The organism is Streptomyces sp. NPDC097617, from assembly GCF_044761485.1.
GTDB lineage: Bacteria > Actinomycetota > Actinomycetes > Streptomycetales > Streptomycetaceae > Streptomyces.
This window is the reverse complement of record NZ_JBIWCL010000024.1, coordinates 19,578-43,501: the sequence shown is the minus strand read 5'-3', so window position 1 is coordinate 43,501 and position 23,924 is coordinate 19,578. Positions and strand designations below refer to the sequence as shown.

At 72.8% G+C, this 23,924-nt stretch carries 23 protein-coding genes and 3 pseudogenes; 11 read left to right on the top strand and 15 right to left on the bottom strand.

The genetic code is table 11. The features are described 5' to 3' along the window. The first annotated feature begins 57 nt into the window (after positions 1-57). A complete protein-coding gene (locus tag ACIQZO_RS30790; protein ID WP_403632310.1) occupies positions 58-945 on the top strand; it encodes a YihY/virulence factor BrkB family protein in 888 nt (295 codons plus the stop codon). Between the two features lie 107 nt (positions 946-1,052). Continuing rightward, complete coding sequence (locus ACIQZO_RS30785; protein ID WP_403632308.1) at positions 1,053-1,544, top strand: DUF6328 family protein; 492 nt, start codon at positions 1,053-1,055, stop codon at positions 1,542-1,544. Positions 1,545-1,581: 37 nt separating this feature from the next. Here ACIQZO_RS30785 and ACIQZO_RS30780 read toward each other — a convergent pair whose 3' ends face one another. From ACIQZO_RS30780 to ACIQZO_RS30765, 4 genes are all read right to left on the bottom strand, one after another. Continuing rightward, entirely contained in the window at positions 1,582-2,706 is a 1,125-nt protein-coding gene (locus ACIQZO_RS30780) for a glutamate--cysteine ligase (protein WP_403632305.1), read from the bottom strand. Positions 2,707-2,825: 119 nt separating this feature from the next. Further along, positions 2,826-2,999, bottom strand: a complete 174-nt coding sequence (locus ACIQZO_RS30775) for a CsbD family protein (RefSeq protein ID WP_403632302.1) — start codon at positions 2,997-2,999, stop codon at positions 2,826-2,828. A 72-nt stretch (positions 3,000-3,071) separates the two neighbouring features. Further along, on the bottom strand, positions 3,072-3,227 hold the full coding sequence (locus tag ACIQZO_RS30770; RefSeq protein ID WP_184792125.1) for a DUF6131 family protein: 156 nt from the start codon (positions 3,225-3,227) through the stop codon (positions 3,072-3,074). Positions 3,228-3,365: 138 nt separating this feature from the next. Then, on the bottom strand, positions 3,366-3,749 hold the full coding sequence (locus ACIQZO_RS30765; protein ID WP_403632299.1) for a PRC-barrel domain-containing protein: 384 nt from the start codon (positions 3,747-3,749) through the stop codon (positions 3,366-3,368). Between the two features lie 257 nt (positions 3,750-4,006). Between ACIQZO_RS30765 and ACIQZO_RS30760 the strand changes: the two genes are divergently transcribed. Beyond that, the gene (locus tag ACIQZO_RS30760) at positions 4,007-4,747 is read left to right on the top strand and encodes a VOC family protein (protein WP_403632602.1); all 741 of its coding nucleotides are present in this window, start codon (positions 4,007-4,009) and stop codon (positions 4,745-4,747) included. 638 nt (positions 4,748-5,385) lie between these two features. Continuing rightward, positions 5,386-5,880, top strand: a complete 495-nt coding sequence (locus tag ACIQZO_RS30755) for a hypothetical protein (protein WP_403632296.1) — start codon at positions 5,386-5,388, stop codon at positions 5,878-5,880. A 220-nt stretch (positions 5,881-6,100) separates the two neighbouring features. Here ACIQZO_RS30755 and ACIQZO_RS30750 read toward each other — a convergent pair. Then, positions 6,101-6,568 (bottom strand): annotated as a pseudogene (locus ACIQZO_RS30750) (TQO small subunit DoxD); the annotation flags it as partial. 104 nt (positions 6,569-6,672) lie between these two features. Between ACIQZO_RS30750 and ACIQZO_RS30745 the strand changes: the two are divergent. Beyond that, positions 6,673-6,846, top strand: a pseudogene (locus tag ACIQZO_RS30745) (GntR family transcriptional regulator); the annotation flags it as partial. A gap of 209 nt (positions 6,847-7,055) precedes the next feature. Here the strand turns inward: ACIQZO_RS30745 and ACIQZO_RS30740 are convergent. The 3 genes from ACIQZO_RS30740 to ACIQZO_RS30730 all read right to left on the bottom strand — a co-directional run bounded on the left by ACIQZO_RS30740 (position 7,056) and on the right by ACIQZO_RS30730 (position 10,743). Then, the gene (locus ACIQZO_RS30740; RefSeq protein ID WP_403632293.1) at positions 7,056-7,604 is read right to left on the bottom strand and encodes a hypothetical protein; all 549 of its coding nucleotides are present in this window, start codon (positions 7,602-7,604) and stop codon (positions 7,056-7,058) included. Positions 7,605-8,111: 507 nt separating this feature from the next. Beyond that, positions 8,112-10,271 carry a SpoIIE family protein phosphatase gene (locus ACIQZO_RS30735; RefSeq protein WP_403632290.1) on the bottom strand — a complete coding sequence of 720 codons (2,160 nt, stop codon included), beginning with the start codon at positions 10,269-10,271 and terminating at the stop codon, positions 8,112-8,114. A 112-nt stretch (positions 10,272-10,383) separates the two neighbouring features. After that, positions 10,384-10,743 carry an MmcQ/YjbR family DNA-binding protein gene (locus tag ACIQZO_RS30730; RefSeq protein ID WP_403632287.1) on the bottom strand — a complete coding sequence of 120 codons (360 nt, stop codon included), beginning with the start codon at positions 10,741-10,743 and terminating at the stop codon, positions 10,384-10,386. A 123-nt stretch (positions 10,744-10,866) separates the two neighbouring features. Here ACIQZO_RS30730 and ACIQZO_RS30725 point away from each other — a divergent pair, with 123 nt between their 5' ends. Both ACIQZO_RS30725 and ACIQZO_RS30720 read left to right on the top strand, forming a co-directional pair. Next, complete coding sequence (locus tag ACIQZO_RS30725) at positions 10,867-13,023, top strand: DUF4139 domain-containing protein (RefSeq protein WP_403632284.1); 2,157 nt, start codon at positions 10,867-10,869, stop codon at positions 13,021-13,023. A gap of 8 nt (positions 13,024-13,031) precedes the next feature. After that, positions 13,032-14,597 carry a DUF4139 domain-containing protein gene (locus ACIQZO_RS30720; protein ID WP_403632282.1) on the top strand — a complete coding sequence of 522 codons (1,566 nt, stop codon included), beginning with the start codon at positions 13,032-13,034 and terminating at the stop codon, positions 14,595-14,597. A 54-nt stretch (positions 14,598-14,651) separates the two neighbouring features. On the opposite strand, the pseudogene ACIQZO_RS30715 reads toward ACIQZO_RS30720, so the two are convergent. Beyond that, positions 14,652-14,803 (bottom strand): annotated as a pseudogene (locus ACIQZO_RS30715) (TetR-like C-terminal domain-containing protein); the annotation flags it as partial. Between the two features lie 299 nt (positions 14,804-15,102). Between ACIQZO_RS30715 and ACIQZO_RS30710 the strand changes: the two are divergent. Further along, the gene (locus ACIQZO_RS30710; RefSeq protein WP_403632280.1) at positions 15,103-16,137 is read left to right on the top strand and encodes a medium chain dehydrogenase/reductase family protein; all 1,035 of its coding nucleotides are present in this window, start codon (positions 15,103-15,105) and stop codon (positions 16,135-16,137) included. Between the two features lie 17 nt (positions 16,138-16,154). On the opposite strand, the gene ACIQZO_RS30705 is transcribed toward ACIQZO_RS30710, so the two are convergent. Beyond that, positions 16,155-17,726, bottom strand: coding sequence for an alpha/beta hydrolase (locus tag ACIQZO_RS30705; RefSeq protein ID WP_403632278.1), 1,572 nt, complete (start codon positions 17,724-17,726; stop codon positions 16,155-16,157). A 174-nt stretch (positions 17,727-17,900) separates the two neighbouring features. Here ACIQZO_RS30705 and ACIQZO_RS30700 point away from each other — a divergent pair, with 174 nt between their 5' ends. After that, positions 17,901-18,923 carry a PI-PLC domain-containing protein gene (locus ACIQZO_RS30700; RefSeq protein WP_403632275.1) on the top strand — a complete coding sequence of 341 codons (1,023 nt, stop codon included), beginning with the start codon at positions 17,901-17,903 and terminating at the stop codon, positions 18,921-18,923. Between the two features lie 71 nt (positions 18,924-18,994). On the opposite strand, the gene ACIQZO_RS30695 is transcribed toward ACIQZO_RS30700, so the two are convergent. Both ACIQZO_RS30695 and ACIQZO_RS30690 read right to left on the bottom strand, forming a co-directional pair. Further along, complete coding sequence (locus ACIQZO_RS30695) at positions 18,995-19,288, bottom strand: WhiB family transcriptional regulator (protein WP_403632272.1); 294 nt, start codon at positions 19,286-19,288, stop codon at positions 18,995-18,997. 47 nt (positions 19,289-19,335) lie between these two features. Further along, positions 19,336-20,424: a mechanosensitive ion channel family protein gene (locus tag ACIQZO_RS30690; RefSeq protein WP_403632269.1), complete on the bottom strand. Its 1,089-nt coding sequence runs from the start codon at positions 20,422-20,424 to the stop codon at positions 19,336-19,338. A gap of 145 nt (positions 20,425-20,569) precedes the next feature. Here ACIQZO_RS30690 and ACIQZO_RS30685 point away from each other — a divergent pair, with 145 nt between their 5' ends. After that, on the top strand, positions 20,570-21,049 hold the full coding sequence (locus tag ACIQZO_RS30685) for an ATP-binding protein (protein WP_403632266.1): 480 nt from the start codon (positions 20,570-20,572) through the stop codon (positions 21,047-21,049). A 62-nt stretch (positions 21,050-21,111) separates the two neighbouring features. On the opposite strand, the gene ACIQZO_RS30680 is transcribed toward ACIQZO_RS30685, so the two are convergent. Further along, positions 21,112-22,032, bottom strand: coding sequence for a SigB/SigF/SigG family RNA polymerase sigma factor (locus ACIQZO_RS30680; RefSeq protein ID WP_403632263.1), 921 nt, complete (start codon positions 22,030-22,032; stop codon positions 21,112-21,114). 162 nt (positions 22,033-22,194) lie between these two features. On the opposite strand from ACIQZO_RS30680, the gene ACIQZO_RS30675 reads away from it, so the two are divergent. Further along, positions 22,195-22,584 (top strand): helix-turn-helix transcriptional regulator, encoded by a 390-nt coding sequence (locus ACIQZO_RS30675; RefSeq protein WP_403632260.1) that lies wholly within the window; start codon positions 22,195-22,197, stop codon positions 22,582-22,584. 13 nt (positions 22,585-22,597) lie between these two features. On the opposite strand, the gene ACIQZO_RS30670 is transcribed toward ACIQZO_RS30675, so the two are convergent. Together ACIQZO_RS30670 and ACIQZO_RS30665 are read right to left on the bottom strand one after the other, a co-directional pair. Next, a complete protein-coding gene (locus ACIQZO_RS30670) occupies positions 22,598-22,951 on the bottom strand; it encodes a hypothetical protein (protein ID WP_403632257.1) in 354 nt (117 codons plus the stop codon). A 96-nt stretch (positions 22,952-23,047) separates the two neighbouring features. Further along, positions 23,048-23,809 carry a YqjF family protein gene (locus ACIQZO_RS30665; protein ID WP_403632600.1) on the bottom strand — a complete coding sequence of 254 codons (762 nt, stop codon included), beginning with the start codon at positions 23,807-23,809 and terminating at the stop codon, positions 23,048-23,050. Between the last annotated feature and the right edge of the window lie 115 nt (positions 23,810-23,924).

The following is a 23,924-nucleotide window of genomic DNA, read 5'->3' as shown; positions in this document are numbered from 1 at the left end:
CGGTACGCCGGACGCCAACTGCGCATGTTCACCTGCACTTTCGGGCACGCGAACAGCGTGACCGACATCCCCCGCACCGCCCTGCGCCCCGGCGGTCCGCCCGCCGCGGCGGCCCCGGCGGCGCGCACCCGCGCCCAGCTGCGACGTACGGCCGTCCACGTGTGGACCGAGAACCTGGCCGACCACGCGGCCGGCCTCACCTACTACGCCGTACTGGCGCTGCTGCCCGCGCTCGTCATCGCGGTCTCCCTCGTGGGGCTCCTGGGCGAGGCGACGCGGGACCGGCTGATCGCCGCGATCACCTCGTACGCACCGCCCCAGTCGGCGCAGGTGCTCAGTGACGCGCTCGGCAGTCTCTCGGCGGACCGGTCCTCGATCTGGGCCCTGCTGATCAGCGGGGTGCTGAGCGCGCTGTGGTCGGCGTGCAGCTACCTGGCGGTGTTCCGGCGGGCCCTGCACACGATGCACCGGGTGCCCGACACACGGCCTCCGCTGCGTGCGGCCCACACGCTGGTCATCAACGCCCTGCTGCTCGTCCTGCTCTTCGTCGGTGCACTGGGACTGGTCGTGTCCGGGCCGCTGACCCGGTGGGTCGCGCACGCCACGACCGGCGGGCCCGGCCCGGACGTCGTCGCGCTGCTGCGCTGGCCGGTGCAGGTGGTGGTGGTCACGCTCCTGGTACTGATCGTCTTCCGTACCGGCCCGTCCCGCAGCCGGGGCACCCGGCGGGGGCTGCCCGGCGGCGTCCTCGCGGCACTGCTCTGGCTGGCCACCACGGGGCTCTTCACGCTGTACACGGAGCTGGACACCTACGGCCGGCTCTACGGCTCGCTGGCCAGCATCGTCGTCTTCCTGGTGTGGCTGTGGCTGGCCAATCTGGCCCTGCTGACCGGGGCCCAGTTCAATGCCGAACGGGCGCGGGGGCGGGAGACGGAACCCCGGTGACGGCGGCGGAGTGGACGTTTCCCGGAGGTCACCGCCCGGGTACCCCTGGCGGTGACCTCCGGGTCGGACGCACGCACAAACCGCCGCAACGGACAGAAGGAGGCCACATGGACCAGGGGCAGGATGCCCGGGGCGGGCGGAGCGAGAGCGTCGAGGAGCGCGCGGACCGGCAGTGGCAGGAGCTCATCCAGGAAATCCGGGTCGCGCAGACGGGCGTGCAGATCCTCTTCGGCTTCCTGCTGACCGTCGCCTTCACCCCGCACTTCCAGGGGCTCCCGCAGACCGACAAGGTGATCTACATCGTCACCGTGGTGCTGGGCGCACTGGCGACGGGGGCGCTGATCGGGCCCGTTTCCTTCCACCGGATCGTCTCGGGCCGCCGGATCAAGTCCGAGGCGGTCGCGTGGGCCTCGCGCCTGACCTTCGCCGGCCTGATCCTGCTCCTGGCCACCTGCACGTGCGCCCTGCTCCTGGTCCTGCGGGTCGCCACGCACAACGCGATCGTCCCGTGGCTGGTCGCGGCAGTCCTGGCCTGGTACCTGCTGTGCTGGTTCGTGCTCCCCCTGTGGGCGCGTGTGCGCTACACCGCGGCGGACTGAGCCGCAGGACCCCGAGGGCGGGCGCGGCCGTGCCGGCTCAGGAGGCGGGCGCGGCCGTGGTCATGCCCGCGCAGCCCAGGACGACGCCGGCGAGATCGCCGCGCGCCTCCAGCAGCGCACGTTGGGCGCGGGCACCGTTGCCCCGTTGCAGGAGCACGGCCATCGCCGCGCTCACCCGGTCCCGGTCGCCGTGGTCGACGAGGGCCTCGCGGACGTGCTCGTAGAGGGCCCGTACGGCCTCGGCGGGCGCGGTCTCCCGCATCGTGCGGGGATGCAGCAGCGGTCCGTCCAGCCCCGACCTTCCGGCCCGCCAGGCCGCCAGGCGCAGCAGGCCCGTGCCGATCCGGGCGGGCGGCTCCCCGGCACGCCAGGCCCGGGCGGCCGTTTCGACCAGCGCGCGAACGAGGGCGGCGACGAGCACCGTGGTACCCACCTCCAGGCACACGTCCGCGACCCGGATCTCCACGGTGGGGTAGGCGGCCGACAGCCGGGCGTCGAAGTAGATCATCCCTTGGTCGTGCAGCACGCCGGTGTCCACCATCGCGCGGACGTGCTCGTGGTAGCGGTCGGCGGACCCGAAGACGCCCTCCGGCCCGGCCGAGGGCAGCCGGTCCCACACCCGGCTCCGGTAGCTCGCGTACCCACTGTCCGCGCCCTGCCAGAAGGGGGAGTTCGCGCTCATCGCGGTCAGTACGGGGAGCCAGGGGCGGATCCGGTCCAGGACGGCCACGCCCTCCTCGTCCGACTCGACCGCGACATGGACGTGGCACCCGCACGTCAGCTGCTCCTGCGCGGTCAGGCAGAACTGCTCGGCGATCCATCGATAGCGCTTCCCGGCGTTCAGCGAGGGCCGTACGGGCAGGGGGGAGGTACCGAGGGCCGCGACGAGTGCTCCGGCGGACGCGGCGTGCCGGGACGCCTCCGCGCGCCAGCGGACGATCTCCTCCTGGAGCTCGCCCATCTCGGTCACCGGCTTGGTGGCGAACTCCACCTGCTCCCGCTGGAGCTCCATCTCGAAGACGTGCTCCTGCTCCTCCCGGCCCTTGGAACACTCCCCGGCGCAACGGTCGGCCGCCGCGAGGACCGCGCCCGACAGGGCCAGCGGCTCACCGGTGGAGGCGTCCACCAGCAGCAGCTCTTCTTCCACGCCCACACTTCGCATGCCGCCGCCCATCGTGCCCCGATGCCCCACAGGATCCGTCGTCACGGAAGATGCGCCGTTCAAATGCCGAGGTCCCGCACCCACACGGGAACGGGACCTCGGCGGAACTCCGGAGCGCGTCAGCGCTTGAAAACATCCTTGACCTTTTCCTTGGCCTGCCGGGCGTCACCCTTGGCCTTTTCGGCGCGCCCCTCGGCGGTCATGCTTTCGTTGCCCACCGCGCGGCCGACGGTTTCCTTGGCCTTTCCCTTGGCCTGCTCGACCTTGGCCCGGCTCTTCTCCTTGTCCGACACAGCTGATCACTCCCTGGAGATGGAAAGAGAAATGGGAACTGGCCACGCCTCTCGCGGCGCAGTGCCGGTCGGCTACCAGTAGTGGCGTCGGCCGCCGACCGCATGCCCGACCGAGCCCAGGATCCACAGCACCGCGCCCACCACGAGCAGGATGATCCCGATGGTCCACAGGATGGAGATCCCGGTCAGAAATCCGACGAGCAGGAGAATAAGACCGACAAGAATCATGATGCCCTCGTTCCCACTTCGGAATTCGGCGGACCAGTTGGCTCCGCCTTGGCGTCTCGAGAGGCGTGTACCCTCGAAATTCATCTTTATCAGTGCCGTGCCTATTTTTTCAGCGGCGGAAATCCCGCCGCATCGGTCTCAGGCGCGGTGGCTGCCGGAGGGGCCCTGCCCGGGCAACCCTCCGATGCCGTAGTGGGTACCGAGTTCCTCCCGGTAGCCGGGATCCTGCAGGTGCTTGTCCCGGTGGAACTCGGGAGCCCTCTTGATCTGGTCCTTCGTGGTGTTCACGTAGACCTTCTCGTCCTCCAGGTCGATACGCGACACGGTGCTCGCCGGAAGGAGGACCTCCTTGCCGAAGATCCACACACCGATGTCGACGACCAGGTAGGCGTCGCCGACCTCGTAGGAGTGCTTGTCGACCTTCCCGATATGGCCGTCGCTCGCCTCGACCCCGTATCCGGTGAGGTCCGCCCAGGCCAGGTGGCCCGAGGCCGGACCGTAGCTCCACACGTGCTCAGTCACGCGAAACAACTCCTCCGGCAGGGTGAATCCGTGGGGCCCTTCCGTATGTGTTGACGCGGGTGCCCGCCCTGCCACCGGCCAAACACCGCGGCCCGGACCCCCGGAATCCAGCCGGTCGCCTGGCACAGCCTCGCGGCCCGGCGCCGTCCCCGGGACTACGGTGGAAGGGTCCCGTCCCCCGTGAACGGCAGATGAGGCTGACAGCTGTGTCGACATCGAGCCATGAGATCTGCGGCGCCCCGTGCTGGGTCAGCCTGATGGCCCGGGATCTCGAATCCACACAGCGGTTCTACGCCGGCGCGCTCGGCTGGGACTTCCGTCCCACCCACCTCGGGGGCGGAATTCTGGTCGCCTTCCGCGACGGGGCGCCCGTCGCCGGCATCGGCACGCTCGGCGGCACGCGCGGCGGCGCGCCGGTGGTGTGGACGCCGTACTTCGCCGTCGAGGACGCCGACCTCACCGCCGCCCGGATCCTGGAGCGCGGCGCCACCATGGCGGTCGGCCCCGTGGCGTTCGGTACCGGCCGCATCGCCCTCGCGGCGGACCCCGCGGGGGCGGTCTTCGGGTTCTGGCAGGGCGAGGTCGTGCCCGACTGGTCGGTCGGCCGCGGCAGCGCGCCGGCCTGGCTGGAGCTGCGGACCCGGGACGCGTTCGCGGCCGCCATCTTCTACGGGGAGGTCCTCGACTGGGCCGGCGGTCGTCCCGGCTGCTGCGCGGTCTCGTACGAGCACGCCCATGTCGTCCTGCGCCACGGGCACGACACGGTGGCCCGTATCAGCGGCGGTGCGCTCGAAGCGGCGCCGGACCCCGAGGTGCGTCCCCGCTGGCACGTCCACTTCCGGGTGCCCGACCTGGAGGCCGTCATCGAGGCAGCGACCCGGTTGGGCGGCAGGACCGCATCGCCGGTCCATACGTCCACCGTGAGCCGGTGGGTCGTGCTCGCCGATCCCGACGGGGCGCTGTTCACGGTGGTGGCACCTCAGGACCGGCCGGCCTGACCTCTGCGACCGGACGTCACGGCGAGCCGGGCCGCATCCCCTCTCCCACACGTTCCGCATGATGGCTTCCGTGGCGCCCGCGTCCTATCGTGGGAGCGACATCTGGAGCGGCCATGCTCGTCACCTCTCCCCCGGCTCCGGACACATGACCGGGTCGGGCGGACGGGGTCGGCTGTCGCCCGTCGGACGGATACGCAGTGCGATACGCCGCGCGCGGGCCGGACGCCGCTGGGCGCGGATCCGGGACGCGGACCTGTGGCAACGCTCCCTGAGCTTCTCGGCGCTCGGGTTCCTGACGCTCGTACCGCTGCTGATCGTCGTGTCGGCGGCGAACACCGCTACCGGCGAAGGCTTCGCGCAGTGGCTGGGGGACGGGCTCGGCGTATCGCCGGCCGCCGAGGCGGAGATCGACCGGCTGTTCACCCTGCCCGGCCAGGCGTGGCGGACCACGACGGCCTTCGGGCTCGCGGTGCTGACCGTGTTCGGCCTGTCCTTCGCAACCATGCTGCAGAGCGGCTACGAAGCGATCTGGGACCTGCCGCCCACCCGCTGGTGGGCCCGGTGGCGGCACGTTCTGTGGCGTGACATGCGCCCATCAAGTCGGGCCTCTCGCGCACTGCTATTCCAACGGGGTTCACGTGAAGCTTCGCCATGTCCGCGCGGTTGCCGTCTTCGGCATCGCAATCTTCGCACTCACCGGAGCCCGCGGCTCCCACGGCGCCAGCTGCGGCAGTTCCGGCTCGGGGTCCAGCGGCGGCAGCCACGACAGTGACAGCACGAGCGGCAGCACCAGCACCTCGGGCGGCTCGTCCGTCACCGGCGGATCCGGCAAGAACAAGGCCGAGCGCGACATCAGGATCGACGCCTGCGAGATGGACGACGCGGGCAAGAACCTCGTCGCCAAGATCACCGTCACCAACTCCGGCTCGCTGGACCAGACCTACAACATCACCATGAAGTTCCGCGGGGACACCGCCTCGGCGGCCGCCTCCGCCCAGGCCAAGGTCACCGACCTCAGCGTCAAGGCGGGTGCGTCCCAGCAGGCCGAGGCCACCACGCCGTACACAGGCAAGGGCGACGGCAGCGAGTACAGGGAGTGCGTCGTCTCCAGCGCGACGAAGAGCGCCCTGTGAACCGCCCCTGATCGACGAAGCCCCCTCTCCTGTCCGACAGGAGAGGGGGCTTCGTCGATGGCCGCTCGCGGCCGCCCGCTGGAGCGGATCACGGACTGACCCGGGCGCGGGCCCGTCCCCGGGCCCGCCGGCCGCCCGCGCCCGGCCCCGCACTCAGGCCCGCACTCGGTCCCGTTCTCGCGACGGGGCCCGAGTCGGTGCGCCCCCGCCCGGTCGCACCGCGCCGCCGGTGGAGCAGCGCGTCGAGGGACAGGGTCGGCGCGCCGGCCAGGAGCAGCGGGGTCCAGGCCAGCAGGTAGATCAGGTCCGCGCCGAAGTAGTACGGGTTCGTCGACCAGCTCATGGTCAACCACAGGCTGAGGGAGATCAGCGCGCCGCCGAGGGCCGCGAGCCGGGTCAGCAGACCGGCCAGGGCGCCCAGTCCGACGGCCAGTTCCCCGGCGGCGATGGCGATGCCGAAGCCGACCGGGTTGTTCAGGGAGAGATCGATCAGACCCGGCACCGCCGCGGCGTCCCGCACCGCTTCCATCTGCTGGCCGATCGAGCCGTCACCGGTGACTGACAGGAACGCCGGATCGGTCAGCTTGTCCAGACCGGCGTAGACGAATGTGACGCCCAGGAAGAGGCGCAGCGGCAGGAGTGCGTGCTCGGAGGCTCTCGCGCGGAGGCCGGCGGAAGGCGTGTTCATGCCCCTCACACGAGGGGCCCCGCGATCCGGTTCGACCGTCGGAGCCGGCATTTTCGCCACCACCCGGATCCAAGGGAGTGGATAGTGCCAGCGTCACTCACATCTTGCTTCTCCGTCTGAACATCGCGGACAACCGCCCTCTGCACGAGCAGGTGGCCGGGGCCATGCGGCGCGCCATCGCCGAAGGGGAATGCGGGCCGGGCGACCGCATGCCGCCCGCGCGGGAGTTGTCCCCTGCGCCGGATGTCAACGCCCACACCGTTCTTCGGGGGCCGCGCATGCCTGGTGATCCGCCCGCAGACCCTGAGTTCGCGCAGGTCCTCCTCCGGCAGGCCGGCGACGACGGCGGCCGGTTCCTTCCGCGGGTCCGGAAAAAGCGCCCGGGCCGGTTCGGGCCGGGCCAGGACCGCGAGGCCGTCCTCGCCGACCGGGCGGCCGGGGGGCGTCCCTGCCCCCCGGCCGCCCCGTCCGGCCGGCCGTTTCCGGTTCAGTGGAACAGCATCGACGCGTCGCCGACCGGGGTGGTGACCGAGCCCGGACACAGGAAGCTGCCCGAGGTCTTGGCGGCCGTGAAAGCCCGGTTGATGTACTTCCGGCTCGTCGCGTCGCGGTCCCACACGATGTCCGTCGCCTTGTAGCGGCAGGAGATGAAGCTCAGCCTGCCGGTGATGTCGATCAGATCGGTCCGGGCCGTGCCGGCGGCGTCGTCGAAGGTGAAGGCGGGGTTGTTGTTGAGGGAGGCGACGATGCCGCCGCCGCAGGCCAGGTTGCCGCCCGGGGTGTTGATGCTCGCGCGGTCGACCGTGAGGGCGTTGGGGGGAACGGAGCTCGTGTTCGCGTTGGTCCAGCTGCAGCTGTTGCCGGAGACCACCATCACGCCGTCGACCTTCTGGTCGACGGCCGACGCGCCGGCTCCCTGGGCGAGTGCGGCGCCGGTCCCGGCGAAGGCCGCCGCGACGACCAGTGTCGCGATCCCGGCGAGACGTGCGATGTGGGTGGTGCGGGGGTTCCGGTTGCTGTGCGTGATGTGCCTCATGGTTCGCTCCTCCATGCCACGTACTGGTGGGGGTGGGCGAGGCGCGCGGCCTCACAGAGTGTGCGGAGTGCGTGCCGGGAGAGTCCCACAGCGACCTTGAAGTGTCAGGAGCATGTCAGCACCGTACCGAGAAATGGCCGGAAATACCTGCCTCGGCGCGCGCCACCTCAAAGGCGGTCGCCGGCCACCGCCCCGGCGCCGGCCAGTGCCTCGAAGGCCAGGGCGCGGGCCCTGGGGTCCCCCGACCGGCGGGCCGCAGCCCGGCCCTCCCGGTGACGGGCCTCCGCGACGCGGCGTCCCCGCGCGTTTCGGCCACGTACCCCCGCTGCGCCCGGCCCACCGGTCGCCGAGTTCCTCGAACAGCCGGGCTCCGGCCTCGGTGTTTCGGCGCAGCTGCGCGAGGCCGCCGCGAGACAGGGCCGGCAAGACGCTGGTTCGTCCCGACGCAGGGCGTTGGGCCGCACCGCCGCGCACCGCCGCCGCCGTCCGTGGGGTGGGTTCGGCGGTTCAGCGGTGGCGCTGCCCCCCGGAGGGACCGGTGCCCTCGGTTCGCAGCAGCAGGAGGGCGATGTCGTCGGTGCGCGGGGCGTCACGGTGGGCGTGCTCGATGAGCTCGTCCGCAAGGTCGCCGAGCGGGTGGCGCTCGGGAGCCTCGGTGATGCGCGTCGCGACCGCGCCGATGGCGTCCTCGATGTCCCGGCCGGGGGCCTCGACGAGTCCGTCGGTGTAGAGGGCGAGGAAGGCGCCGGGGCTGAAGGGGATCTCGACGGCCGTGTACGCGGCCTTGGGGTCGATGCCCAGGAGCAGTCCGGCCGGCAGACCCAGCAGCTCGGCGGGACCGCCGGGCCGGCGCAGCAGGGGTGGCGGGTGGCCGGCCGATGCCAGGCGGGCGGTGTGGCCGGCGAGGTCGAGGTGAACGTACAGGCAGCTGGTGAACAGCCCCGGTTCGAGGTCGGTCAGGAGCCGGTTGGTACGGGCGAGGACCTCCTCCGGGGGTGCGCCGGCGCTGGCGTGGACGGCGGTGCGGACCTGTCCCATGAGCGCGGCTGCGTTCACGTTGTGGCCCTGGACATCGCCGATGGCGGCCGCGACGGTGGTGTCGTCGATGCGGATGAGGTCGTAGAAGTCGCCACCGACGTCGAGGCCGTGACTGGCGGGCAGGTAGCGGGCGGCCACCTCGAGTCCGGGAACGCCGGGCAGGTTGTGGGGCAGGAGACCGGTCTGCAGGCTGCGGGCGAGCTGGTGGGTGGCGTCGTAGAGGCGGGCGCGGTCCAGGGCCTGCGCGATCAGTCCGGCGATCGAGGTCAGGACGGCGCGTTCGCCGGGCGCGAAGGCGCGGGGGTGTGTGTAGGCGAGGACGAGGCAGCCGACGGGACGGTTGGAGGCGATCAGGGGAAGGAACGCCCAGGCGGCCATGCCGTCCTCGATCGGCGCGTCCGGGTGGGCGGCCAGGAGCTCGTCCACCGCACCGAAGAACAGGGGGGTGGCGGTGCGCAGGATGTGGGTGGTGGCGGTGTCGGCCGAGACGGGTGTGCCGTCGAGGTCCGCCATGTGCGCCGCAGAGTATCCGCGGTGGCCGACGACCCTGACCCGGCCGTCCCGCTCGGCCAGGAGGGCCATGGCGTGGGCTCCGAGCGAGGGCACGATCTGGTCCGCGGCCTTCTCCACGACGTCCTGGGCGTGGGCGGCCTCGGTGAGGGTGGCGGCCAGCAGCATGAGCGGATAGAGCGCGGTGGCCCGGCTGGGCGCGGACTGGTCGGGGGATCCGGGCGGGACGGGAGCCGGCGGGTCGGTCCGGTCACTCCCCGTGGTGATGCGGACACTGATGCCGGTGTTGTCCGGGTAGAGATCGAAACGCACCTGCTCTCCGGTGGGGCGGGGCGTGGTGAAGCTGCGCGGCAGTCGGCTCATCGCGACGGCCCGGTAGTGGTTCTCCACGGCGGGCGTGTCCATCCAGGGCAGGGCCTCCCAGGGCAGGGCTCCGCGCAGGTGGGAGACGGGTGCGCCGAGCAGGTCGGCCGCCTCCTGGGTGATGAAGGTGATGGTGCCGTTCAGGTCGAGTGCGCAGTTGCCCCCGGGCAGGCGCCGTACGAAGGCCATGGCGGCCGCCGCCTCGGCCGGTCCCGGGGTGGGGGGCGGCAGTGGTCGCAGGATGACCGGACGCGGTGTGGGGCGCAGCGGCAGGCCCTTCTCGACGGCCCGCAGCAGGACGTGCGTCAGGTGGGAGAGGGCCGATTCCAGGGCCTTGTGCTCCCGCTCGTCGAGGTCGGGCCCGTGCGAGCCCGGCCACAGGAGGACCAGGCCCGCCCCCGTCGGGGTCTCCGGCGCCAGCGGGGCGGCCGCGAGGGCGAAGTCGTACGGGAGGACGAGGCCCAGCCGTGGGTAGCGGCGGGCCGTGTCCTCCTGGCCGCCGAGCCAGACGAGGCGGCCTTCGCGGACCGCGTCGGCCACCGGGATGGGGTCCTCCAGGCCGACCCGGGACCAGGGTGCGGCGAACTCTCGGGACAGTCCGGAGGCCAAGGTCAGGTGCAGGACGCGCCGGGCGGGGTCGGGATCGGGCAGGTAGAGCATGCCGATGGACGCTCCCGCGTCGGCGCAGGCCGCGACCAGTGCCTCGCTCAGCGCACGCCGGTCGGCCTTCTCATCGCGCCCCGGAACGTTTCGCACATGACCATGTTCCCCCCATATCCGCCGTCCCGTCCCGCGTACGCCGGTCCCGGCGAGCCCGCGCGGGGCCGACGCGGGCCCCCCGGCGGCGTAGCGCGATCCGGCGGCGGCCTCAGGCCGGGCCGGGGGGCCCGAGATCCGGGTGGTCCTGGAGCAGCCGGGGCGGGGCGGCCTGCCGCCAGGAGTCGAGGACGATCGCCCGGAGCTCTTCGGCGTCGTCGAGGGCCGCGAGGCGGGCCCGCACCCAGGCGAAGGAGGCCTCGTGGTCCGCGACCCAGAACTTCCCGGGTTCGGCGCGGACCAGCTCGTCACGCTCCTCCTTGGGGCAGCGGACGGCCAGCGAGGTCTCCTCGTCGGGCAGGGTCAGGAACATCTTCCCGGCAACCCGGAAGGTGGGCATCGCCCAGGCTTCCTTCTCGGTCGTCTCCGGGAGGGCGAGGGCGATTTCACGGACTTCTTCGGACGTGCACACCCCCTGACCGTACGACAGGCCACTGACATCGGGCCTGATCCGAAAGAGTGGGCCGGGACGCGGACGCCAAGTCCGCTCGGGCGTAGGCTTCGATCGGCACGCACAGAGCAGGGGGCGCGGTACATGACGGCGGAGACAGCACCGAGGTGGGACTCGACCCTCGATTCGGTCGTGGTGTACGCGCAGGGCGCGCTCTGCCGCCGGTTGGTCCGGGGTTCCGTGCCGACGGACGGCCGCGTGCGCGTGACGGGACTGCCCCGGTCACTGGACCCGGCCTCGCTGCGGGCCACCGTTCTCGCCGCCGCCGGGGTGCGCGTCACCGAGGCCCGCGTGGAGGTCGAGGCCGAGCCGCTCGGCGCCGGCGCACCCGACGTGCTGCGGCGCGAGGTCGAGCGACTGCGGGACGCCCACGCGGCGGCGCAGGGCCGCCGGAACCGCCAGTTGGGCCTGATCGAGGAGATCAGGGCCCTGCACCCGGTGCCGCCGGAGCGCAATCCCGAGGACCCGCACCGCCGCACCGCGGTCGACGTGTGGCTGGAGTTGGCCGACTTCGTCGACGGGCGGCTGACGGGACTGCACGCCCGCCTGGCCGAGTTGGATGAGGCCCTGCGCCATGTCGAGCACGAACTCGGCGTGGCCACGGACCGGCTCTCCCGCGCCTCCACCGCCGCACCGTCGGCGCACGTGGAGACCACGGTCTCCGCCCTCCTGACCCTCGACGGCGCCGGTGACGGTGACGGTGACGCGGAAGGTGGCGGGCCGGGCGGCGGGGAGGTCGAGCTGGAGCTCGAGTACGGGGTTCCGGGCGCCGTCTGGGTTCCGGCCTACCGGCTCATCCACGGGCAGGGGAACGGCGACGGCCGCCTGGTGCTGCGGGCCTCGGTCGCCCAGCGCACCGGCGAGGACTGGACCGGTGTGCGCATCGCACTGGCCACCGCCGACCTGCGGCGCCGCACCGACCTGCCGAGGCTCCGATCGGTCCGGATCGGGCGCCGTCAGCCCGCCCCGGCGCCGTCCGGCTGGCGCGAGCCTCCGGCGGGTCTGGCCGACCTGTTCGCCGGGTACGAGGCGGCCGGCGCCCGGCGCCCCGCGCCGACCGCCCTGCCCGCCGGCGTCCGGGTCGGCTCCGCGGCCGGTCCCGTACCGCCTCCGCCGCCACCGCCCGCACCGGCATTCGTGCCGGTGCCGCAGAGCTACGCCGCTCCCCCGGCGCCCGGTGGCGCGTACGGCGGCTCCCCCGAGACCTTCGGGGGTCCGATGCCCGACTTCGCCCAGTCGGCGCCCGCGCAGCCCGTCGCCGCCCGCCCGGCCGCTCCCCGGTCGCGCGCCGGCGCCATGGGCTTCGGCGGGCCCCCGGCGGCGGCCCCTCCGGCACCTGCGGCCCCCGGCCGGGCCGCGCCCCCGGCGCCCGCCGCACCCGCCGCGCCCGAACCGGCGGCGGGACCGCCGCAGCCGAGCGGCGCCGAGCTCGACTACGCCGCCCTGGTCCTGTGCGGCCCCGACGAGCACGGCGGTCGCAGGGGCCGGCTGTTCCCGGACTCCGCCCTCGACCCCGTGGCGGCCGAACACCGCCGCCGTGCCGACGCGGTGGGCAGGCTACCGCTGCCCGGGCACGCCGTGCGGCCCCGCGAGTCGGCGGGTTCGTTCGACCACCGCTTCGACGCCGCCGCCCGCGCCGACATTCCGTCGGACGGCACCTGGCACACCGTCACCGTCGGTGAGATCCCCGTCGGTCTGCGCACCGAGTACGTCTGCGTGCCGTCCGTGGAACCCACCGTGTATGCGACGCTGGTCCTCTCCAACGCCACCGATCAGGCGCTGCTGGCCGGCCCGGTGGAGGTCAGTGTCGATGACGAGTTCCTGCTGACCGCCGCGCTGCCCACGCTCGCCCCCGGCGGGGTCCGCCGGGTGGGCCTCGGGCCCGCCGAGGGCATTCGGGTCACCCGCCGTACGAACCTGCGCGAGTCGACCGCGGGCCTGCGCAACAACACCACCGTGCTCGACCACCAGGTTCATGTGGAACTGGCCAACCGGCTCGCCGGGCCCGTCACCGTAGAGGTCCACGAGCGGGTGCCCGTCTCCAGCGAACCGGACGTCCGCGTCGAGGAACGCGCCACCTGGACCACCCCCGAGGACGGTACGGGCCCGGAACACCACGCCCCGGGCATCCGCGTCTGGCGGGTGGACCTGCCCGCGGGCGGGCAGGTCGCCCTCGACGGCGGCTACGAGATCCGAATCCCGGCCGGCAAGGCCCTCGTCGGCGGCAACCGCAGGAGCTGACACCCCTCATGTCCACGGCCCCGAAGCCGATCGCCCTTCCCGTCACCGCCGTCACCGCTCTGGAGGACCGCGCGCACATCGAGCGCAGCGTCGTACTGGACCTGGAGGCAGGGGTCCAGCGGCTGCGCCTCGGTCCGGTCAGCGCGCTGGCCGTCGACCGCACCCTGCACGCCGAGTTGACCGCCGACCACCCCGCCACCGTGCTCGACGTACGGATCGTGCGCACCTGGGAGCCGCGCGGCCCGCTGCCCTCCGCCGACGAGGACTCCGTCCTGCGCCTTCGCGTGCACGCCCTCGAGGAGGAGCAGCTCGCCCTGGGGCGGCAACGCGAGCGGCTGCACGCCCGCCTCGACGTGCTCGGCCGGCTGGCCGCCGATCTGCTGCGGGAGATCGGCGAGGGCGCCGGCCGCGGGGAGGGCGACGGGGCCCGCTGGGTCCGCGAGACGGACCGGGTGGACGGCGAACGCGACGCGTCCGGTGAGCAACTGCGCACCGTGGAGACCCGGCTGGCCGCCCTCGCGGTCGAACTCGGGGAGACCCGGCAGGCCGTGGACCTGGCGGAGACCGAGCCCGCCGAGCTGGTCGGACATGTCGAGCTGACCGTGGAGGCGGCGGCCGCCGGGCCGGCCGGGCTGCGGCTGAGCCACCTCACCCCGTGCGCGCTGTGGCGGCCCGCCTACCGGGCGGTGCTCGACGGGGACTCGCTGACGCTGGAGACCGACGCGATGGTCTGGCAGCGCACCGGCGAGGACTGGTCCGACGTACGCCTGACCCTGTCCACGGCACGCTCCGCGCTGGCCACCGAGCCACCGCGGCTGGGCGAGGACCGTCTGGCGCTGGTCGACCGTACGGCGGCGGAGCGCCGCGCGGTGGACGTCGAACTGCGCGAGGAGGAGATCGGGGACCTCGGCCCGGCGGCCCCCGTGCTCGGCCTGCCCGGGGTGGACGACGGCGGCGAGGCGCGGGTGCTGCACTCCCCCGTCCCGGTGTCCGTCCGGGGGGACGGCCGCGCGCACCGGGTGCCGCTGTCCGCCTTCAGCACGGCGGCGGGCAGTGAGTACTCCTGCTCGCCCGAGCTGTCCCCGCTGGTCACGCAGGTGGTGTCCTTCGACAACCGGTCCGGCCATGCGTTGCTCGCCGGTCCGGTGGACCTGGTCCGCGGCAGCGGATTCGGCGGTCGCGGCACGCTGGAGTTCGCCGCTCCGGGCGCCCCGGTCGAGCTCGCCTTCGGCAGCCGCGACGACCACCGGGTGGTCCGGCACGCCGAGGAGTCCCGGGACTCGGCCGGATTCACCCAGCGGACGGTGGTCACCCGCACGGTGCGGCTGCACCTGTCGCGTTTCTCGGCCCCCGGGGACGTCGGCGAGCGGGTGATCGCCGTCCGGGAGCGGATCCCGGTCTCCGAGGTCTCGGCGGTGGAGGTGCGCCTGCGCAAGGAGGCCTGCTCGCCGGCGCCGGACGGGGTCGACGCCGAGGGCATTGTCCGCTGGGACGTGGCGCTTGCCCCGGGCGGGCGGCAGACGGTCACGCTGGTCTACGAGCTGTCGGCGAGCGCCAAGGTCACCGGGCTGTGAGCGAGCGGGCGCCCGCGACCGGCCGACCGCTGACAGGGCCGCACGAGAGGCGGTTCACCCGGCACTGAGGGCTTCGACCTCGGCCTCGAAGAGCAGGGGCCGGGTCCAGGTCCATGCCGGTGAAGTGGCCGGCATGGCTCCAGGGACAGTACGCCGTGCAGGCGGCTCCAGCAGGTCAGGGCCCGGCGCAGCGCCGACGGCGGTGCGTCCGGGTGGGGCGATCGCGTTGAGGGACAGCGCGGGGGCGCCGGAACCGGCGATAGCCGCCGGGCGCGGTCCTTCACCTCCTCGCGCACCTACTGCCGGTACCGCTCACGCGGGGTCTTCGTCGTTCCGGTCATACCCGCCACCTCTCGCCGGTCGACGCCATTTAGTTAGAAGCTATCACTATCGGCACATCCATTCACGGCCGGGCGGGACATTCCCTTGACATCGGCGAGATAGGCACTCACTCTGGTTACAGCTTCTAACGAACATGAGAAATGTAAACACTTCGGAGGTCATCATGACGAACACCGTCGAGCGCGTCGAGATCGTCCTGCCGGGCAAGGTCGAGCCGGAAGGCCTGCAGCTCCACCGCGGACCGGTCCCGGCGCCGGCGGCCGGCCAGGTGGTCGTCGCCATGGAGGCGACCGGTGTGTCCTTCGCCGAACAGCAGATGCGGCGCGGCCGCTACTACGACCAGCCGCCGTTTCCCTTCGTCCCCGGATACGACCTGGTCGGCACGGTCCTGGCCGTGGGCGCGGGGGTGGGTTCCGGCCTGGTCGGCAAGCGGGTGGCCGCCCTGACGAAGACGGGGGGCTGGGCGAGCCACATCGCCCTCGCCGCCGACGACGTGGTGGAGGTTCCCGACGGAGTCAGCCCGGTGGACGCGGAGACCGCGGTCGTCAACGGCATCACCGCCTGGCAGATGCTCCACCGCAAGGCCCGGGTGCGCGCCGGCGACACCGTACTGGTCCACGGCGCCAACGGCGGGGTCGGCTCGATCCTGGTCCAGCTTGCGCTGGCCGCGGGCGCCCACGTCATCGGCACCGCCTCGACCCGCCATCACGACGCGCTGCGCGCGCTCGGCGTGACCCCCATCGACTACCGGTCCGGGAATGTCGCCGCGCGGGTACGCTCTCTCGCGCCCGGCGGGGTGGACGCGGTCTTCGACCACGTCGGCGGCGAAGGCATCACCGAGTCCTGGGGGCTGTTGGCCCCCGGCGGCACGCTCGTCTCCTACGGCAGCGCCGCCACCCGCGACGACGAGGGCTCCGGCTCGTGGCCTGTGCTCAAGCTGCTCGGCCGGGTGTGGGTGTGGAACGCCCTGCCCAACGGCCGCCGCGCGTACTTCTACAACGTGTGGGCCGGGCGCGCCTTTGCGAAGGGCCGCTTCCGGGCCCGTCTGCGCTCCGACCTCACCCAGGTGCTCACGGCCCTGCAGCGGGGTGAGATCACGGCCAAGGTGGCGGCCGAGATCCCGCTGGCCCGCGCCGCCGAGGCGATGCGCCTGGCCGAGTCCGGCACGGTCGCCGGCAAGGTCGTCCTCGTCCCGTGACGCGGCCGTCGGCCCTTTCAGGAGAAGGGGATCCTGTCCGGCCGGCAGGTCGTGCCGGGCGGCGGGAGTGTGCCGTCGATGAAGTAGCGGCTCTCATACGTGTTGATGCAGGCGCTGTTGTTGTTGAAGAGTGCGGTGTGGCCGTACCCGTTGTTCGTGAGCAGGCGGGCGTCGGCCAGTTCCCCAGCCATGGCCTGGGCGTCGGAGTGGGGCGTCGAGGGGTCGTAGGTGGTGCCGATCACCAGGATGGGGTGCGCGGTGGGCTTGTCCCACGGGCCGTCGTACCGGTTGGCGGCCCGGGCCGGCCAGGTGGCGCACGGCTCGCCGGACCACGTCCAGTAGCTCCCCGCGTCGCCCGTGCGCCGAGCGCTCTCCTGCGCGAGCCCCTCGTAGACGGCCGGGTCGCGCGGGTTGGGGCTGTCGCCGCACCATACGGCCCCCGCCTGCTCCTCGCCCAGGTACGGACTCGGGTTCGCGACCGGGGGCGGTGGCGGGTACTGGGGCGGCTTCGGGGTGCGGCCCTGCCAGAGGTCCTGGAGCCGGGCGGCGAGATCGGCCCAGCCCGGGTCGACGATGTAGAGGCCGCTCACCGTGTCGGCGACCGCGTTGGCGTACGTCCACGGGCCCACGGGGTGCTCGCGCAGGCGCGCCATCAGCTGGTCGTACTTGTCGCGGGTGGCTTCCGGGCTGCCGGCGGAGAAGGCGCAGCGGGCGGTGGTGGCGGAACCGCACAGCTCGAGGAACTTGTCGAGGGTCGCCGCCGCGGTGCGGTCCGAGCCCATGCGCAGCAGGGTCGTGGTCCGTGGTTCGTTCGGCGAGGCGTTGTTCGTCCAGGCCAGCGGGTCGATGTTGCTGTCGAGCACCATGGCCCGGACCTTGCCGGGGAAGAGGTTGGCGTAGGTGGCGCCCAGGATGGTGCCGTAGGAGACGCCGAGGTAGTTGAGCTGCGGCTCCCCCACCGCCCGGCGGAGCAGGTCGAGGTCCTGCGCGGTGTCGGCGGTCGAGACGTGGCGCAGGAGGTCGGGGTCGCGCTTCTCGCAGCGGCGGCCGAGGTCCTCGTAGGCGTCGATCCAGGTCGTGCGCTCCTTGTCGCCCACCGGGAAGCCGCCCGGCTTGCCCGCACCCCAGGCCTTCGCCTCCTCGGGACTGTCGAAGCAGTTCACCGCCGTACTGTTGCCGATCCCCCGCGGGTCCCAGCTGATGATGTCGAAGCGTTCCCGCAGCTCCTTCGGGAACCCGTCGTAGTTCTGCGGCACCTGCACCGTGCCGGGGCCGCCGGGGCCGCCCGGGTTGACGAAGAGGGTGCCCACGCGTTTCGCGGGGTCGCCCGCCTTGCGGCGCACGACGGCCAGATCGATGGCGCGGCCGGCCGGGGCGGCGTGGTCCAGCGGCACTTCGGCGGTGGCGCAGTCGTACGGGCTGCCGGCCTTGCAGGGGCTCCAGTCCAACCGGGGGACGGTCGCCGAGGGTGACGGCTCGGCGCGGTCGGCGGCCAGGACCGGCGCGGTGAGCGCCGACGAGCAGATCGCTGCCGCCACGAGGACCGTCGCGCAGCGGCGGCGGCCGGTCACGGGGCCGAGCCTGGGCATGATCCGCCCTCCTCCGCCTGATCGGTACACGCCCCTGTCTCCACGAAACCGCGATCCGGCGGCGTGCGCGAGCCGGGGCCGCGGAGTGAGGGGGCGGGTCGAGGGGGCGCCACCATTCGGCCGCTCGCGTCCCGGGTGCAGCGGATCGGCGCCCCGAGCGCTATCCTCCGCGCCATGATTGACATGGACATGCAGCCAAGGCGGCCACGGGGGCGACTGCGCCTCCTGGTCGGACTCCTCCTGTTGGCCCTGCTGGGTACGGCGACCACGGCGGCCGCCGCTCCTGCGGCCGGGTCGGCCGACGCCGCGGCGGCCCGCTGGGGCGACCGGCGGCTCGACGAGGTCGCCTTCCTCACCACCCACAACGCTTTCACCAACTACGAGGACTCCCGCTGGAGTTCGGTGAACCAGTCCGAGTCCGTGCGCGCCCAGCTCGACAACGGCGTCCGCGGGCTGAGCCTCGACACCCACTGGTACGAACGCAGCACCTGGCTGTGCGTCATCAGCTTCGGCAGCGACTGCTACCCCAGCGACGTGTACCTGTGCCACGGGGACTGCAAGACCTTCGCCGGTGCCACCTACGCCCTGCCCCGGCAGTCGTTCCACGGCACGATGCAGACCGTGGTGGACTTCCTCGCCGCCCATCCGCAGGAGGTCGTGACCGTCTTCCTCGAGGACTACGTCGGCGCAGACCAGTTGCAACAGTCCCTCGGCCGGGTCAGAGGTCTGCAGGAGATGGTGTTCCGGCCCGACGAGTGGGGCGTACGGCAGCACGGCTGGCCCAAGGTGGCCGACCTCGTCACCGCGGGCAAACGCCTGCTGATCTTCTCCGACCGGTCCGACCGCGAGCACCTGGGTGTCATGTACGACAAGGCCTGGACCGTGAGCAACTTCTGGAGCCTGGGGGACCTGGGGAACGACCTCACCTGTGTCAGCCGCTGGTCCGACGTACCGCTGGACCGCCAGGAGCCCGGATTCCGCCGCCTGTTCACGATGAGCCACCACCGCAACGTCCCCACCGTCCTGACCGCGGCTCTGGACAACGGCAGCAAGCTGCGCAATCGCATCGCCGAGCAGTGCCGGTCCGCCACCGGGGGGCGGGACCCGAACTTCGTCTCCGTCGACTTCCACCGCCTCTCGGACGGCAGCGGCCCTACCCCCGCATCGATCGTCGCGGAGCTCAACGCGCGCCCCTGATCAGTCCGCCGGCCGTCCGCCGGCCTGCCGACCGGGTGGATCTCCGCGCACGGCGCGGAGCGCCCGGTCGGTCAGCCGGCCCTGCGCGCGCGGGTCCGGGCGCCCAGCGCCCGCCGTTCGTCCTCGGTGAGGCCGCCCCACACACCGTAGGGCTCCTGCACCCGCAGCGCGTGGCTCAGGCATTGCGCCCGCACCGGGCACTGCCCGCAGACCTCCTTGGCCTCCTGCTCCCGCACCGAGCGTTCCTCGCCGCGCTCCCCCGCCGGGTGGAAGAAGCGGTCCGTACCGAGCGCCCGGCACGCCGCGTCCTCCTGCCACTGCCACAGGTGCTCCGCACGGCCCGGTAGGCGTGCCACCTTGGACATCTGCGAACTCCTCTCATCCGTGTTGCGCATGTCGCTGGACTTCTCCCTCACGCGTCTGACCCGGGTGACCGTTTCGAAACTCCGTCCTCCCACGTCGGCGGGGAGACGGCCGAGGACGTGGAGACCCTCGGCAGGGCGTACGGGTGCTTCTCCGCCAGCCAGCCGACCAGCTGTTCGCGCACCGTGCAGCGGGCGGTCCACAGGTCGTCCGGGTCCTTCGCGGTGACGATCGCCCGCACCACGATGGTCGAGGCGGTCGTGTCGGTGACCGACAGGTCCCAGCCGCGGCCGTCCCACGCTTCGCAGGCGTCCAGGACCTCCTTGAGCTTCTCGCGCATCAGCGCGACGGGGGCGGTGTGGTCGCAGTGGAGGAACACCGTGCCGGTCATCTGGATCCCGCCGCGCGACCAGTTCTCGAAGGGCCGCCCGGTGAAGTAGGAGACGGGCATGGTGATCCGGCGCTCGTCCCAGGTGCGCACGGCCAGGAAGGTGAGCGTGACCTCCTCGACCACACCCCACTCGCCGGCGACGACGACCGTGTCGCCGATGCGCACCATGTCGCCGAAGGCGATCTGGAACCCGGCGAAGAGGTTGCCGAGGGTGGACTGCGCGGCCACACCGGCGACGATGCCGATGATGCCGGCCGAGGCCAGCAGCGAGGTGCCGACGGCGCGCAGGTCCGGGAAGGTCAGCAGCATCGCGGCGGCCGCGACCACGATGACCACGGCGGTGACGATCCTCATGATCAGCGTCACCTGGGTACGGACCCTGCGCAGGCGGGAGGGGTCGCGCGTGCCGAGCGCGTAGCGGGCGTAGGAGGACTCGACGACGGCGGAGCTGACGAGGACGACGCACCAGGCACCCGCCCCGATCAGTACGAGCGTCAGGATCCGGCCCACGGACGCCTCGTGATCGTGCAGCGGCTGCCACTCGATCTGCCGGTACACCCCGCGCAGCACCGCGGTGAACAGCAGCACCCGGACCGCGGTGCGGCAGCGGCGCAGCATGTCCCACAGCGGTGTCTCGGGGTGGCGGGCCGCCGCGCGCCGCAGCAGCAGGTCGGTGAGCCGGCTCACGACGAGGGTGAGCACGATCGAGCCGCCGATGACGGCAAGCAGTCGCAGAAGGCTGTTCATGACTCCTCTGAGGTGGGTCTCGGGAACAGGAACGGGCGAGAGGGTGGGGCAAGAGGGTGGGAGGGGAGCGTCCGCCGCGCGAGGGTGGGTACAAGCGCACCACGACATAGCGGGACATCAGAGCCGAGGACGAGGTGAGGGCGCAGTGCGGACCATCGGAGTGGACACCGGCGAGCGCACATCGGGCGACGCACGGGGGCCGACGTTTGCACAACGCCGTCGGCTCGCCCTGCACGGCGCCCGCCGGCAGGTCGCACGGGGGCGTGCCTTCGCGCGTGAGGCGCTGGAGGACTGGGGGTGGGTCGGTCAGGAAGCGTCCGAGGACGCCCTGCTGGTCGTGTCCGAATTGGTCACCAACGCCAACCTGCACGGCGGTGGCTGCCACGAGCTGCTGCTCCGCGGCGGTGCGGCGTTCCGCGTCGAGGTCTACGACGGCCTCGGCGACCTGCGGCGGCTGGCGCCCGGGGCGCGGCTGCGCACTCCGGGCATTCCGGGCGGTCACGGCCTGCTGCTCGTCCGCAGGCTCGCCGACCGCTGGGGCGCCGAGGCCATCGCGCACGGCAAGGTCGTCTGGGCCGAGTTCGACGCGGAGCGGCTGTGGCGGCCGGCGCCCGGGCACGCCTGAGCCCGCCCGGTCGGGAGGACCGGGCCGGGGCGGCCCGACCTTTGCGGACGGCCGCGCCCGGATCAGTCGTGCAGCAGCTCCGCGCGAAGGGTGCCCAGAGTGCGGGTGAGCAGGCGGGAGACCTGCATCTGGGAGAGACCGATCTCCTCGCCGATCTCCGCCTGGGTCATCTCCTGGCCGAAGCGCAGCTCCAGGATGTGGGTGCAGCGCTCGTCCAGGTCGGCGAGCAGCGGCGCGAGGGCCTGCCGGTCCTCGACCGCCTCCAGGGCGGGGTCGATGTCGCCCATGGTCTCCGCGAGGCTGCGCGCAGCCCGTGCGGCCGTGGGCGCCTGGGTGCCGCCGGTCGCGTTGTCCTGGGGCACGTCGAGGGACTGGGTGGAGTAGCCGTTGGCCGCGACCAGGCCCTGGCGGACCTCGTCCTCGGTGAGGTCCAGCCGCTCGGCGAGTTCCGCGGGGGTCGGCGCGTGGTCCGTCTCGGCGGTCAGCTCCTCCGTGGCCTTCGCGAGCTCCAGGCGGAGCTCCTGGAGGCGGCGCGGAACGCGCACGGCCCAGGTGGTGTCGCGGAAGTGCCGTTTGATCTCGCCCGTGATGTACGGAAGGGCGAGCGTGGTGAGCTGCGTGTTCCGCTCGGGGTCGTAGCGGTCGATCGCCTTGATCAGGCCGATGACGCCGACCTGGATGATGTCCTCGTTCTCGGGTCCGCCGGGGCGGTCACGGAACGGGCGGGCGGCGAACTGCACCAGTGAGATGTTCATCTCGATGAGCGTGTTGCGCACGTACTGGTACGCGTGAGTGCCCTCTTCGAGGCTCTGCAGCCGTTCGAAGAAGATACGGGTCAGTTCCCGGGCATCGCTGGTCGACAGCTCCCGTGGGCAGGGGACGTCCGGCAGCCCGCCCAGTCCTGCGGCGTCTGCGGCACCTGCGGCTCCACCCGTGGTGGTCGTCGTCGGGGTCATGGCCTCGGCCGTGGCCGTGAAGGTCATCGTCTTCGCTCCTTGGGCACGTGTGCTTGCGGTGCGCTCGATAGCTCGGGTCGTGCGGAAGTCTGCCTCCGCTTCCCTGCACCTTGTCGGGGTCGAGGACAGACGTCAAGTAATACCGGAAAGCTGGTTCTGGAATTGCTTTTCGTGAGTTATCCCTCAAGAATGGCGGGTGTGGAGAGCGAGCACACAGGTCACCGGCGCAACGGCTGGACCTTCCTGACGAACCACGCCCGGGTACTCATCGCCATCTCGCGGGATCCGGGCATCCGTCTGCGTGACATCGCGGTGGACTGCGGTCTCACCGAGCGCACGGTGCAGGCGATCGTCACCGACCTCCAGGCGGACGGGTACCTCACCAGGACCCGGGACGGCCGGCGCAACCGCTACGTGGTGGCGCCCGGCGCCCGCTTCCGCCACCCTGCCGAGGCCGGCCACGAGATCGCCGGCCTGCTGGCCTACCTGGCCGGTCCGCTGGGCGTACCGACGGATCCCGCCGCCGCCGAGGTGACGAACGACACGCCCGGCGACAGCGAGCCCCGCGCGGCGGTGTAGTCCCCGGTGGGGTTCAGACCCCGTGCGGGCGGGCCCGGAAGTGGGCACGCGCCTCGGGCAGGAACATCGGGACCGCGGCCGCCGCGGTGAGCAGCTCCGGAAGGGAGGCCAGGGCCGGGCCGAGGCCGGGTTGCGTACCGCTCATGCTGAGGTCGGTGGCCAGGAACAGCAGATTTCCCACGCCCGCGATACCGAGGACCGTACGGGCCCAGCCACGGCCGGCCCTCATCCGCACCGCCACGGCCAGCCATCCGGCGAGGAGGACGAGCAGGACCCCGCCCGACACGGCGAGCCGGAGGGCGGCCGCGTCCGCTCCGACGAAGGCGGTCAGTTCGCGCAGCCCGGTGGGCTCGATCACACTGCGCACGGCGTCACCGGCTCCGTCGTCGGCGCCCGTGTGAAGCAGCCCGCCGGACGCGGCGGCCGCCCGGCCCCCCTCCGACACCGCGGGCGGGTCGGGCGCTCAGGGCCTTGCGAGCTGCGGCCGCCCGAACCGTACGGGGACCCCCGGCGAGTAGAGCACGCTCACCGGCGGTCCGACCGGGGCGGGCAGACCCGCCGCCGCCACCAGGTTCTCGTCGCAGTCGAGCAGTTCGGCGCGGTGCAGCGGCCAGCGGGGGTGCGTGTTCGGGAGGTACAGCGGCCGGCCGCGGAACTCCGTGTGCATGCCCCAGCGAGCGGTCAGGAAGTGCTCGAGGTCGGTCGGCTCCGCGACGGGCTCCCCGACCCGGACGGCGATCCGGCTGTACGCGCCGCGCGGGCCGGGCCAGCGGCGGCTCCCGGCGTACGTGACCGTGTCGCCGTCGTGACGGAGCGTCATCCGGGACCAGACGTACGGGATGCGGAATGCGGCCCGCCCGATGGCCACCGGGACCAGCCGGGAGGCATCCAGGGAGCGGAAGACCACGGCGCGGCGGCCCTGGGCGTCGATCGAGTAGAGGCGGACGTTGGTCTCCGGGAAGGAACCCAGGTAGGGAACGCCGGGCAGGCGGAACCAGCCGACCCGGTGCATGCGGAAGGCCACCAGGCCGACGTACGTGACCCCGTCCAGGGTGTCCGGTGCGGTACCGGCGGGCAGCAGTGGGGCGACGTCGGCCGGGTCGGCGGCCCAGTGCAGGAAGGCGAGGTCGAGCCACGACTGGGTGAGCAGGGGCCGGTCCACCGGGTGCGGCGGGTCGGCCGTTATCGGCTCCGGGACTGCTGCGGGCGGCGGCGTCTGACGCATGCGGCCAGTATCCCCCGCGGCTCCCGCGCGCGGCGCACGCCTTCCCGGCTCCGCGGCCCTGCCCGCCCACGGAGCCGAACGGGCGCACAAGGGCCGGTCCCGCAGGCGGGCGTGC